The 12,888-nt window shown below is 41.9% G+C and carries 12 protein-coding genes; 9 read left to right on the top strand and 3 right to left on the bottom strand.

Features of this window, described 5'->3' with window-relative positions; translation table 11 throughout:
* Positions 1-111: 111 nt before the first annotated feature.
* From HMPREF0659_RS08210 to HMPREF0659_RS08190, 5 genes are all read left to right on the top strand, one after another.
* Positions 112-1,581: an alkaline phosphatase family protein gene (locus tag HMPREF0659_RS08210; RefSeq protein ID WP_013265911.1), complete on the top strand. Its 1,470-nt coding sequence runs from the start codon at positions 112-114 to the stop codon at positions 1,579-1,581.
* An 81-nt stretch (positions 1,582-1,662) separates the two neighbouring features.
* The gene (locus HMPREF0659_RS08205) at positions 1,663-2,277 is read left to right on the top strand and encodes a deoxynucleoside kinase (protein WP_004359982.1); all 615 of its coding nucleotides are present in this window, start codon (positions 1,663-1,665) and stop codon (positions 2,275-2,277) included.
* Positions 2,278-2,445: 168 nt separating this feature from the next.
* Positions 2,446-3,066, top strand: coding sequence for a deoxynucleoside kinase (locus HMPREF0659_RS08200; RefSeq protein ID WP_004359983.1), 621 nt, complete (start codon positions 2,446-2,448; stop codon positions 3,064-3,066).
* A gap of 113 nt (positions 3,067-3,179) precedes the next feature.
* The gene (trxB, locus tag HMPREF0659_RS08195) at positions 3,180-4,112 is read left to right on the top strand and encodes a thioredoxin-disulfide reductase (protein WP_013265243.1); all 933 of its coding nucleotides are present in this window, start codon (positions 3,180-3,182) and stop codon (positions 4,110-4,112) included.
* Positions 4,113-4,221: 109 nt separating this feature from the next.
* On the top strand, positions 4,222-5,325 hold the full coding sequence (locus HMPREF0659_RS08190; RefSeq protein WP_013265211.1) for a bifunctional methionine sulfoxide reductase B/A protein: 1,104 nt from the start codon (positions 4,222-4,224) through the stop codon (positions 5,323-5,325).
* A gap of 308 nt (positions 5,326-5,633) precedes the next feature.
* Here HMPREF0659_RS08190 and HMPREF0659_RS08185 read toward each other — a convergent pair whose 3' ends face one another.
* The 3 genes from HMPREF0659_RS08185 to HMPREF0659_RS08175 all read right to left on the bottom strand — a co-directional run bounded on the left by HMPREF0659_RS08185 (position 5,634) and on the right by HMPREF0659_RS08175 (position 8,916).
* A complete protein-coding gene (locus HMPREF0659_RS08185; protein WP_044046176.1) occupies positions 5,634-6,620 on the bottom strand; it encodes an N-acetylmuramoyl-L-alanine amidase-like domain-containing protein in 987 nt (328 codons plus the stop codon).
* Between the two features lie 65 nt (positions 6,621-6,685).
* Positions 6,686-7,891, bottom strand: a complete 1,206-nt coding sequence (locus HMPREF0659_RS08180) for a DUF4421 domain-containing protein (protein WP_013265391.1) — start codon at positions 7,889-7,891, stop codon at positions 6,686-6,688.
* Positions 7,892-7,932: 41 nt separating this feature from the next.
* Positions 7,933-8,916 carry a Gfo/Idh/MocA family protein gene (locus HMPREF0659_RS08175; RefSeq protein WP_013265865.1) on the bottom strand — a complete coding sequence of 328 codons (984 nt, stop codon included), beginning with the start codon at positions 8,914-8,916 and terminating at the stop codon, positions 7,933-7,935.
* A gap of 177 nt (positions 8,917-9,093) precedes the next feature.
* Between HMPREF0659_RS08175 and yihA the strand changes: the two genes are divergently transcribed.
* The 4 genes from yihA to HMPREF0659_RS08155 all read left to right on the top strand — a co-directional run bounded on the left by yihA (position 9,094) and on the right by HMPREF0659_RS08155 (position 12,866).
* On the top strand, positions 9,094-9,690 hold the full coding sequence (yihA, locus tag HMPREF0659_RS08170; protein ID WP_013265673.1) for a ribosome biogenesis GTP-binding protein YihA/YsxC: 597 nt from the start codon (positions 9,094-9,096) through the stop codon (positions 9,688-9,690).
* Positions 9,691-9,699: 9 nt separating this feature from the next.
* Positions 9,700-11,490: a ribosomal protection-like ABC-F family protein gene (gene abc-f, locus HMPREF0659_RS08165; RefSeq protein ID WP_013265869.1), complete on the top strand. Its 1,791-nt coding sequence runs from the start codon at positions 9,700-9,702 to the stop codon at positions 11,488-11,490.
* Positions 11,491-11,725: 235 nt separating this feature from the next.
* On the top strand, positions 11,726-12,316 hold the full coding sequence (locus tag HMPREF0659_RS08160; RefSeq protein WP_013265386.1) for a DKNYY domain-containing protein: 591 nt from the start codon (positions 11,726-11,728) through the stop codon (positions 12,314-12,316).
* A gap of 10 nt (positions 12,317-12,326) precedes the next feature.
* A complete protein-coding gene (locus tag HMPREF0659_RS08155; RefSeq protein WP_013265697.1) occupies positions 12,327-12,866 on the top strand; it encodes a beta-class carbonic anhydrase in 540 nt (179 codons plus the stop codon).
* Positions 12,867-12,888: the final 22 nt, after the last annotated feature.

The following is a 12,888-nucleotide window of genomic DNA, read 5'->3' as shown; positions in this document are numbered from 1 at the left end:
TTTCTTGTTTGTATTTAATATCATTCCGACAAGTGCAAAAGTAGACAAAAAAGTCGAGAAATTAAAAAAAATATTGTAAGTTTGCAAGATAATTTAAACACATGACCTAAAATGAAAAAACTACTTTTTCTTGTAGCTGGATTGCTGATTGCAGCAGCAGCGAATGCGCAGATACAACGACCAAAGTTGGTGGTTGGTCTTGTTGTCGACCAAATGCGTTGGGATTATCTTTACTATTACAATAATGAATATGGTAATGATGGTTTGAAAAGATTGCTCAACCAAGGCTTCTCTTTTGAAAATACACATATCAACTATGCACCAACAGTGACTGCAATTGGACATAGTTCTGTCTATACTGGTTCTATTCCTGCCTTCACAGGTATTGCTGGCAACTCTTTCTATCAAGATGATAAGAGTGTTTATTGCTGCGAGGATAATACGGTAAAGAGTGTTGGCTCCGATAGCAAAGAAGGTCAGATGAGCCCCCGCCGTATGCTTACATCTACCATCGGTGACGAACTTCAAGTTGCAACAGACTTCCGTTCAAAGGTAATTGGTGTAGCATTGAAAGACCGCGCATCAATCCTTCCTGCTGGTCATGCAGCCGATGCCGCTTATTGGTGGGACACTTCAGCAGGTCGATTTGTATCTTCTACCTTCTATATGGATAAACTTCCACAGTGGGTTGAGGACTTTAATGCAAAGAATCACACAGATCCTAACTTTGACATCAAGGGTTCTCCACAGGGCGTTACCATGACTTTCAAGATGGCTGAGGCGGCTCTAAAGAATGAGAAACTCGGCAAAGGAAAAGAAACTGACATGCTCACTGTGAGTATCTCATCAACAGATATCATTGGACATAGATTCTCTACACGTGGAAAAGAGAATCACGAGGTTTACATGCAGTTAGATAAAGACTTGGCTTGGTTCCTTAAGGTGCTTGACAAAGAAGTGGGTGAAGGCAACTATCTGCTCTTCCTTACAGCTGACCATGGTGCTGCTCACAACTACAACTACATGCGTGAGCACCGCATTCCAGCAGGCGGATGGGATTATAAACAGACTGTAAAAGACCTCAACGCATATCTACAAGGAAAGTTTGGTATCAGTCCTGTAATGGGCGAAGACAACTATCAGTTCTACCTCAACGACTCAACTATCGAAGCAGCTGGCAAGAAGAAGCAGGAGATTATAGACGAGTCTGTGGAGTGGTTGAAGAAAGATCCACAGTTCCTCTACGTTTTTGACGAGGAGAAGATAAGCGAGACAACAATGCCAAATTGGATAAAGGAGCGTATGCAGAATGGTTATTTCCGTGGCCGTTCAGGTGAGATTGGTGTTGTAACACGCCCACAGTTCTTTGGTGGCAAGGACAGACCAGACTTCCGTGGAACACAACATGGACAGCCATTCCCATACGACACACACATTCCTTTCCTACTCTTTGGTTGGAACGTGAAGCATGGTGCAAGCAATATTGAGACACATATCGTTGACATTGCACCAACCGTATGTGCCATGTTACATATCCAGATGCCAAATGGTTGTGTAGGTAAGGCAAGAAATCAATTCTAAATATAAACGATATTCTCCACTGACATCTCTGGCATTGTCTATTATAGGGAACGCCAGAGACGTACACGTGGACATTATGTTATGCACATTGCAATTGCAGGAAATATAGGTAGCGGTAAGACAACACTCACAACAATGCTTGCCAAACGCTATGGTTGGAAGCCAAGATTTGAGTCTGTTGACTATAATCCCTACTTAGAAGATTATTATAAGGACATTAAGCGTTGGTCGTTCCCTATGGAAGTATTTTTCCTAAAGGAGCGTTTTAAGGACTTGCTTGAGATAAGTCGGAGTGATGAGTCAGTAGTACAAGACCGCTCTATCTATGAAGGTGTCTACGTGTTTACGGAGAACAACTATGCCATGGGTAATCTTGATGATCGCGACTATGAGACTTATATGGAGCTATTTGAGGACATGACAGATGCTGTTCAGTTCCCTGACCTGATGATTTATCTTCGTGCTTCAGTCAGTCACCTTGTTTCTAACATTGAGAAACGTGGGCGAGAGTATGAACAGAAGATGCCTTTGGACTATCTCGAGAACCTCAATAAACGCTATGAAGAGTTTATCAAAGAGAAATATAAAGGTCGTGTTCTGACGATAGATGTCGACAACCTCGACTATCAACATCGCCCAAAAGACTTTGGTTTCATTACTGACAAGATTGACAGAGAGCTCTTTGGCTTGTTCTAAGATACTAACAAAGGACTCCCTACCTTCCCCAAAAGGAAGACTCTCAAAGTACTGAAAGGGAATCAATATATAACAAACTAACAAGGAATTATAAGCTCACAACACCAATATCAACCACTCCTACTTTAGGAGATAGCCATGAGGTGGGCAATTAGATACACATATATTATGCATATAGCAATCGCAGGAAATATTGGAGCAGGTAAGACAACACTCACCAAAATGCTCGCGAAACGTTACGGATGGACAGCTCATTTCGAGCCAGTCGACAACAATCCATACTTGGAAGACTATTATAATGACATGACTCGTTGGTCGTTTAATCTGCAGATTTACTTCCTCAACAAGCGTTTTCGTGATGTTGTAGAGATTTCACAATCAAAGGATACGATTATACAAGACCGTACTATCTTCGAGGATGCACGTATCTTTGCACCGAATCTCTATGATATGGGATTGATGTCAGAGCGTGATTTCAACAACTACACCGACCTCTTCGACTTGATGCTCTCACTGGTAAAACTGCCAGACTTAATGATTTACATCCGTTGTTCTATCCCACGCCTTATCGATCACATACAACAGCGTGGTCGTGACTACGAACAAACAATGCGTATTGACTACCTCCGTGGTCTCAACGAGCGTTATGAGGAATGGATTAAGACCTACAAAGGACATCTGATGATTGTCGATGGTGACACAACAGACTTCCAAGACAACCCACAAGACTTCAAACGTGTCACAGATATGATTGATGACCGACTCTTTGGCTTATTCCCAATGGAATAAGAGGAATAGTCTTTCTTTGGCACAATGTTTGTTCTGTAATAAGTACAAAAATATTAATCAAGCCCCGCTTAGAAGTTAAGTCTTATTTAAGGGGCAACATACAATATATTGATATGGAAAAAGTAAAAACCCTTATAATTGGTAGCGGTCCTGCAGGTTACACTGCAGCGATTTATGCTGGACGTGCTAATCTTCAGCCAGTACTCTATTCTGGACTGCAGCCAGGTGGTCAGTTGACCACCACAACCATTGTAGAAAACTTCCCAGGTTTCCACGAAGGAATCGATGCTAACCAACTCATGTCAGAGATGCGTGAGCAGGCTAAGCTCTATGGTGCTGACCTTCGCGATGGTTCTATCGTAAAGGTAGACCTCAGCAGTCGTCCATTCCACCTCGAAGATGAGCGTGGCAATCAGATTGAAGCTGAGACAGTAATCATCGCAACAGGTGCAAGTGCAAAGTACTTGGGCTTACCTGATGAGGAGAAATACCGTGGTCAGGGTGTGAGTGCATGTGCTACTTGCGACGGTTTCTTCTATCGTAAGCGCACCGTAGCTGTTGTTGGTGGTGGTGACACTGCTTGCGAAGAGGCTATGTATCTCTCTGGTTTGGCAAATAAGGTCTATATGATTGTACGTAAACCTCAGTTGCGTGCAGCAGAGATTATGCGTAAGCGTGTGACAGAGAAGGAGAATATTGAGATTCTTTACAATACCAATACACTCGGTCTCTTTGGTGAAGACGGTGTAGAGGGTGCACATTTGGTACGCTTTAAGGGTGAGGAGAACGAGGAAAAATTCGATATTAACATCGATGGTTTCTTCTTGGCTATTGGTCACACTCCTAACACCGACCTCTTCAAAGGTCAGTTAGAGATGGACGACCACGGCTTCATCATCACCAAACCAAAGTCTACAGCAACCAATATTGAGGGTGTTTATGCAGCAGGTGACGTGGCAGACCCAACCTATCGTCAGGGTGTCGTAGCAGCTGGTACAGGTGCAATGGCAGCTATTGAGGTTGACCGTTTCTTGCAGAAGCAGTAAACAAAACAAATATAAAGAAGGGTGTTTCAGAATCCAGCAAATTGGATTTTGACGCACCCTTTATTATCTCTTGCTTTTTTATTAATCACATTTATAAACACAACAAACTATGCGTAACATTTTATCCATATTGTGCACACTGATTCTCCCGACCATTGTTGAAGCCGCTTCTTGCGGCTTACTGATGACAGGAACAACATCTTGCACAAACAAGACCAAGACAACTATGACACAAACTGATTCTATCATCGCTCCTAAGACGAAGTTCACACGTCCTGACGATGCCACCTTACGAAAGAAGCTTACTCCCGAACAGTATGCTGTAACACAGCAGGCTGCCACCGAACGACCTTTCACCAACGAGTATGATCATGAGTTCAGAGAGGGTATCTATGTAGATATCACAACGGGCGAACCGCTGTTCTCTTCTACTGATAAGTTCGATTCTGGTTGCGGTTGGCCTGCTTTCTCAAAGCCAATCGACAAGAAACTTGTCACAAACCATACCGACACATCACATGGTATGGTGCGTACGGAAGTGAGAAGCAAGACAGGTAAGGCGCACCTTGGGCACGTCTTTGATGACGGACCAGCAGCAACTGGGGGCAAAAGATATTGTATCAACAGTGCTTCGTTACGTTTCATCCCACTTGAAGAGATGAAAGCAAAAGGCTACGGAGCCTATATTAAATTAGTTAGACCAATGAAAGAAATTTACGTGGCAGGTGGTTGTTTCTGGGGAACAGAACATTACCTCAAACAGATAGAAGGCGTTACGGCTACCGAAGTGGGCTATGCCAACGGTATTATCAAGAACCCAACGTATGAAGATGTTTGCACAGATAAGACGCAGTTTGCCGAGGCTGTACACATCACCTACGACCCTAAGGTTATCAGTTTGGACTTCTTATTAGGCTTATACTTTAAGTCTATCGACCCAACAAGCATAAACAAGCAGGGGAACGACCGTGGTAGTCAGTATCGTACAGGTGTTTATTACACCGATCCAGCCGACCTCCCAACGATCAAAAAAGTGTTTGAAGAGGAACAAAAGCAGATTCACGGAAAGATTGCCGTTGAGGTGAAACCGCTCAAGAACTTCTACACAGCAGAAGAATATCATCAAGATTATCTTGACAAACATCCAACAGGCTATTGCCATCTGCCTGCAGCGCTCTTTGAGTATGCTCGCAAGGCTAAGATGAAAAAGTAAGAAAAAGCTCTGGCAGGACTATTAAGTTCTCTGCCAGAGCTCTTTTATTTATAGCTGTTCGATAAACTTAAAGGGACGATTCTCTCATGCACTATCTATCATCCAACAACAAGTTGGCTGCCTTTTAACGACATTTTGCAATGGTGTTAAGCCTCCGCACCACTCGTGCTAAGCCTCCGCACCACCCGTGCGGGACGTCCACACGAGTATAAAAGGGACTAAAATAAACGCTTTACCACCATCATTCATCATCTTGGAAACAAATGACAATCAGATAGAAAGGATTGTTTCTTAAGTTGTACGCATTATTATTGAATACGCACAACACGTATTCCGAGATTAGCTGGACGAGCCATCATATAATTATAGAGCGTCTCTGCAGGGTCAACAACCTTATTACCGTTCTTCCTAAGATTAGAAGCATTCATAAGATGAAGTCCATCCTTATGCCATACAGCAAAGCCAAGATGTGTCGTATCCAACTCTCGCTTATTAGTAACAATCGCAAGGATGTCACCATCTCGCACTACCTCTCGAAGTAGTTTGCTATTATTAAGCAAGCTTTTAGGGATATAGCGTATCTTTGTTCCGTTGGTAGCATCCTCCAACTTCTTAAGTTCAGCCACGCGTTCAGGATTGTTCTTCAACATATCATAGAGTCTTGCGTTCTGACTCATATAGTTGATTTTCAAGGTCTGGACAGCTGTGAAAGGAGGATTAGGTGTGTCTATCTCTCTGACAAAACCCATTCGCTCATTATCTTCCAACCACCAATGGAAATAGTGCAGACGATTTACGTAACTCATCTTACCGCCACGATAGCGGACTTGTTCTAACTGACGCACATAGTCTGAGAAACGTGTTTCGCCCTTCTTAACACAAAGTGTAAGAGCAGTAACAGCCTCAACATAAGTCGTACAGTCTAATCCATGAAGATTAACAACGAGTTTTTCATCCTCGTTGATATCTAAGGTATGGGCAACATAAGGTACCCCGATAAACTTTCGTGCAATCTTAATAATAAGCTGATTATTGGTAAGTTGCTGTCTTTGTGGTACAAACTCTTGCAACAACTGACAAACTAAAGCACTATCAGCCTTTGTATACGTGTCTATATAGGTGGGTAGTGTGTCATTTTGTTCGACTACAGATGCCTCAGGAACAGCACTTGTCATCTGCTCTGATGTCACAACTGTATCAGCAACCTGCTGTGTCTTTGCCTTCTGTTCAGGCTTTGCACCACAAGCAGAGAAAGCAAAGAGAGCAGAGAATATAAGTGAATATTTTAGTGTCATATTAATAAGTTCTAATTCAAAAAACAACATATCGTTAGGCTACTAACGCTCTAACAAAGTCTATTCTATTTCTCCTTCTTTCTTCCAAAGTTAAAACCCGCATAGAGATTAATACTTCCAAAGAAGTTATTGGTAGAGAAATTACTGCGACGATAATTATAGGCATGAAGGATAGTACTCATACCAACATACCATTTGCTATTGTTCCACACCACACCAAAGCGTCCAATACCATCAATATTAATATTATTGAACTTAAAATCGTTGATAGAAAAGGTACGATGAGTAACGTCTCCCTTACTACTTTTATAAGCTAAAGCCAACGAAAGTGAACCTGCCAAGACCCAGTTACGAGCAAAAACCCAGTTATAGGCATAGCCACCACTGATAGAAATATCAGTGTACTTAACTTCACTAAACATCAATGTACTGTCTATCGGATTGGAAGGAACCTGACTACCAAGATGATTTGAGATGACTTTATTAAGTTCTCCCCAATTGACATCAAGGCTATGCTGCGTATAGCCAATGCCCAATAGCGGACTACCTGCTGAACGACGTTGTATCGTACTTTGGCTGAAAGCTGCTGGATAAGAGAATCTACGATGATTGAAGATATAATAAATATTGAAACCCTTAATGGTTGAGGTCAATCCACCAAAGTCAGTTCCACGTATCGCATCTGTGTTAATATCCTTCCCAAGATACAACTGTCTGATTTTATAATCATTGCCTGTCTTACGATAATAAATATCGAGTCCGAGCATCGAACTATATAAACTTAAATCATATTCTTGTCGAGGATTATTGTTCTTGTTCCAGAAATCTAAATGCTTTATATCGAGTGTGTAACCCAAGAATATCCAACGCCAACCGAAATAAGGTCCTATACGTACCGTAGCTTCTGGTGCAAAGGTAATACTTTGCTCTTTCGAACTACTCAAACGATACACCTCATAGGTATTTGTATTTTGCAACATAAAAGCAAAGTTATACTTCTGAGGCTCAATATAAGAAGTATCTATCTCGTTGAAATGCTGGAAAAAGCCACCGCCTTTGCCCGACTTCTGTTTGAACATGCGCGAAGTTTCACCTCTGCGCATCCATCGCACAGAGTCTGTTGCCTGCTTGCTTGAAAGGATATCACCACTATCTTTCCTAACAACTAAGCTATCAGATAGAGTCGTTGATGAAAACGCATAAGCCTTTGTTCCTCCTAAAAACAATAGGAGGAAACACAGAACCAAGTAGTCGTTGAAAGTTAGCTTCATCTGAATAATTAAACAAAAACAAATACCCTCAAGGGCTTTTCCTATATCTTTCCGAGGATGCGATCCATCACCCAGTTGGTTGGAGTGGCACTAATACTCGTACAATCACATGCTCCATAACCCTGCATATCCTCAATAACAGACTTAATAATAGGGAGTTGAACATATGGAGGATTAGCGACCTCAATATCTCTTTCACCCTCGCTGGTACAGAGGTGGATTGGTGCATAAGTATAAACAGAGAAGGATAGTCTACCTTTTGAACCATAAATCTCTATACGATCCTCACGCGCACTCTCATGGGCAGCAAAGCACCAAGCACCACTACCAGTCAAACCATTCTCAAAACGGAACACAGCATTTACCGTATCTTCGAGGTTGTAGAGCCCCGCACGATTAGCTGTATAGCCATGCGCCTTGATAATAACACCAAATAAGTTCTGTAGCAGGTCGAGCTGATGAGGAGCAAGGTCATAGAAATAACCGCCACCAGAGATATGTGATTGTAGACGCCACGGCAGTTGCACGTTCTTCTCGTAGTCCAAATCGCGTGGAGGAACAGCAAAACGCACTTGCACAGTAAGTATCTTACCTAATTCACCACTATCAACAATCTCTTTTACTTTCTTGAAGTAAGGAAGATAACGACGATAATAAGCGACGAAACATGGTACTCCAGTCTGCTCTGACACACGATTGATACGCACGCAATCCTCGTAAGAAGCCGCCAAAGGCTTCTCTATATAACAAGGCTTTCCAGCACGCATTGCCATGATAGCAAAGGTTGCATGGGCAGAAGGAGGTGTAGCAATATATATTGCATTTACGTCAGGATCGTCTACCAAAGCCTGTGCATCGGTATACCATTTCCGTATACCCTGACGCTCAGCATACGAACGCGCCTTTAACTCGCTACGGCTAAACACAGCGACAACATGTGAACCCATCACTTCATTAAACGCTGGTCCAGACTTCTTTTCTGTTACCTCACCGCAGCCAATAAATCCCCAGTTGATTTGTTTCATTTACACATCAGTTATCTACAAACGCATCGACAAGAGTAAAAAAAGCTTGCTTCCACTTTGCCGAGTGCAGCATATTTTCTGCAAAAATACGAAAAAACTATCAACTGACCATTCATAGCTATTAACTTTTTAGTAACTTTGCAGGAAAAGCTGATTATATCACATACTCTTCAAAATATGATTATCAAGAATTCAGAATTCACTATATCTTCACCTTCATTGTCAAAGTGTCCAGAAGATACAAAAGCAGAATATGCTTTTATTGGACGTTCAAACGTAGGAAAGTCAAGCCTTATCAATATGCTTTGTAACCATAAGGGCTTGGCAAAAACCTCATCAAAGCCGGGTAAGACGCTACTTATCAATCACTTTATTATCAATAACGAGTGGTACTTAGTCGACCTTCCAGGCTATGGATATGCCAAAAGTTCAAAGACTGTAAGAAATAAGTTGGAACAGATGATTGCCCAATATATCCTCCAACGCAAACAACTTGTGAACGTATTTGTACTGATTGATATCCGTCATGAACAACAGAAGATAGACCGTGAGTTTGTTGACTGGTTAGGTGAAAGCAATGTTCCTTTCTCTATTATCTTTACAAAAGCAGACAAGCTATCACCTGCCAAGGCTAAGTCAAACGCCCTTCTTTGGATGAAAAAGCTACAGGATAGATGGGAAGAACTTCCTCCTTACTTCATTACGTCAGCTGAAAACAAGACTGGAAGAGAAGAAGTATTAAACTATATTGACGAAATCAATAAGACTTTATAATAGTACTTTATGGCGCAGATACCCTATCTTGATGTCCAAAATCTAACAAAGAGCTTCGGTGCACAGGTCCTCTTTAAGGATATCTCTTTCTCTATTGCAGAAGGACAGCATGTTGGACTCGTAGCACAAAATGGTACAGGAAAGTCTACTCTACTCTCTATTCTAACTGGAAAAGAGGGTTATGACAGCGGTTCTATCATCTATCGCAATGACTTGCGAGTGGGAATGTTAGAGCAAAGTCCGCATTTTGACCCAGAAGAAAGTGTCTTGGATGCTTGTTTCAACCATGAAGGAAATCCTGAAAGGCTCCTAAAGGCAAAGCAAATCCTCACCATGTTGAAGCTCTATGACTTAGAACAACCAATGGGGCAACTAAGCGGTGGACAGCAGAAGCGTGTTGCTTTGGCAAATGTTCTTATATTGGAACCAGACTTCCTTATACTTGATGAGCCTACCAACCACCTTGACTTAGAGATGATTGAATGGTTAGAAGGCTATCTTTCTCGTGGTAACAAGACCATCTTTATGGTGACACACGACCGTTATTTCCTTGATAACGTGTGTAATACTATCTTAGAATTAGACAACAACACGATATACACCTATCGTGGCAATTACTCTTACTACTTAGAGAAACGTCAAGAGAGAATCGACAACACCCGCGCTGAGATTGCACGTGCAAACAACCTCTATCGTACGGAATTAGAGTGGATGCGCCGAATGCCACAGGCTCGTGGACACAAAGCACGCTATCGTGAGGAAGCTTTCTATGAATTAGAAGCAAAAGCTAAGCAGCGAATTGAAGAACGACAGGTGCGCTTGAAGTCATCAAGTGTGTATATCGGAAGTAAAATCTTTGAGTGTCAATATGTCTCAAAGAGGTTTGATGACAAGATAATACTGAACGACTTCTACTATAACTTCTCACGATTTGAGAAGATGGGTATCGTTGGTAACAATGGTACTGGCAAGTCAACCTTTGTAAAGATGCTACTTGGTGAGGTTGCACCTGACAGCGGTAAGTTTGATATTGGTGAGACAGTTCGCTTTGGTTACTTCTCACAAGAAGGCTTAAAGTTCCGTGATGACCAGAAGGTTATTGACATTATCACGGACATAGCAGACTATATCGACCTTGGAGGAGGCAAGCACATGACGGCTTCACAGTTCCTCAACTACTTCCTTTTCTCACCAGAACAACAACACAACTATGTGTATAAGCTCTCTGGTGGCGAGAAACGCAAACTCTATCTCTGCACAGTCCTAATGAAGAATCCGAACTTCTTAGTACTCGATGAGCCTACCAACGACTTGGATATTCAGACCTTACAGATTCTTGAGGAGTATCTTCAAGACTTCCCAGGCTGTGTCATCGTCGTATCACACGACCGATACTTTATGGATAAAGTCGTTGATCATCTCTTAGTATTCAAGGGTGAAGGAGAGATTCAAGACTTCCCTGGTAACTATACGCAGTTCCGTGACTTCCAAAAGATGAAGTCTAAGGAAGAAGAACAGCAGAAACCAACAAAGAATAGTAGCCCAACAGCAAACGAACCTAAGAAGGATTATCGTAACAACACAAAGCGTAAGATGTCTTTCAAGGAGAAGCGGGAATACGAACTGCTTTCAGATAAGATTGCACAATTAGAAGAAGAGAAACAACAACTTGAAGAAGAACTCTGTTCTGGCAATCTCTCTGTAGACGAACTTACAGAAAAGAGCAAGCGTCTACCTATCTTAAAGGATGAGCTGGACGAGTTAGAACTTCACTGGTTAGAGTTGGCTGAGCTTGCTTAACCCCCTCACCCCTACTCTACCCAATAGGCTTCTCATTATGAAGAGGTGAATAATTCACTCCACGATATACATGGAAGAGTCTCCACTTTTCAAAAGACATTTCGTCATATCGGATATCCCGACTCATAAAAAGGCATTCCCCTAATTTCATTTAGGGTAATTCCATGAAATGAATGAACTATTCCTATTACCTTTGCGGTATAACAATTAAGATAATAACTAAAAAAAGATGATTATGGAAAAGAAGAACTTTTATCGCCAGCTTCGCCTTAGTTGCGTAGCCCTTATGGCAGTTTTTGCACTCAGTGCTTCAGCACAGTCTTCACGTCAAGTACGTCCTTACTCTTTCAATAAGAAAGGTGTATTCTATGGTCGTCAACCAGTTATGGGAATAGACATACGCACCTTCGTTGACCTTGGGTATGGTTATGCAAAAGATAGATATAATGTTTATTTTGAAGGACAGATCCTTCCATTCGTTGATCCAATGACCTTCCGTCTTAAGGTACCAGGAAGTGTTTATCAAGGTGGCTATCCCGGCGATTATTCTGATGACTATCCAGTTAATCCTCGTGATGAGTACGACCCTTATTATAATGAAGGTTACGTCGTTACTTCTAACGCAGTTCTCTATAATGGACGAAAGATTAGTAGTAGCGCAAGCAGCTTCAAGGACTTAGGTTGGGGATATGGTAAAGACGCATTCGAAGTCTATTATATGGGTAACAAGGTAAGTGGCGCCAGCAGTTCCAGCTTCAAAGTACTCAAAGATGGATATGCAGAAGATGCATTTGACACCTATTATCGTGGAAAAGTAGTAAGATAATTATTCAATTATGATAGATCAGATACTTTCTTATAATAAAAGGTTTGTGGCAGAAAAAGGCTACGAACCTTTTATTACGTCTGGGCAACCAGATATGAAGTTAGCTATTGTCAGTTGCATGGACACCCGTTTGACGAAGTTGCTACCCAATGCACTCGGCTTAAAAAACGGAGATGCAAAGATTATCAAAGTCGCTGGCGGAACCATTCTTACTTCTTACGACTCTGTAATGCGCTCCCTTCTTGTGGCTATCTATGAGTTGGGTTGTCAAGAGGTTATGATTATCCATCACTCTGGTTGTGGTGCTTGCAACATGAATGCAGACCATTTCCTACATTTGATGCGTGAGCGTGGAATCACGGATGAGGCTATCAAAGAAGCAGAACAGCAGGTTAATCTTAACGAATATTTGGACGGCTTCCATGATACAGAAGCCAGCGTACGCCGTACGGTGAGCACTGTTCAGCAACACCCACTCGTACCGAAAGACATTGTTGTACGTGGTTTTATCATTGACTCACGTACTGGCGAACTAACACCCGTCGACTAACAAAGTATTAAAGTAGCTGAGA

The sequence above is a fragment of the Prevotella melaninogenica ATCC 25845 genome (assembly GCF_000144405.1).
GTDB classification, from domain to species: Bacteria; Bacteroidota; Bacteroidia; order Bacteroidales; family Bacteroidaceae; genus Prevotella; species Prevotella melaninogenica.
Note: the sequence above shows the minus strand (reverse complement) of the source record. Positions and strands in the feature narration are given on the sequence as shown.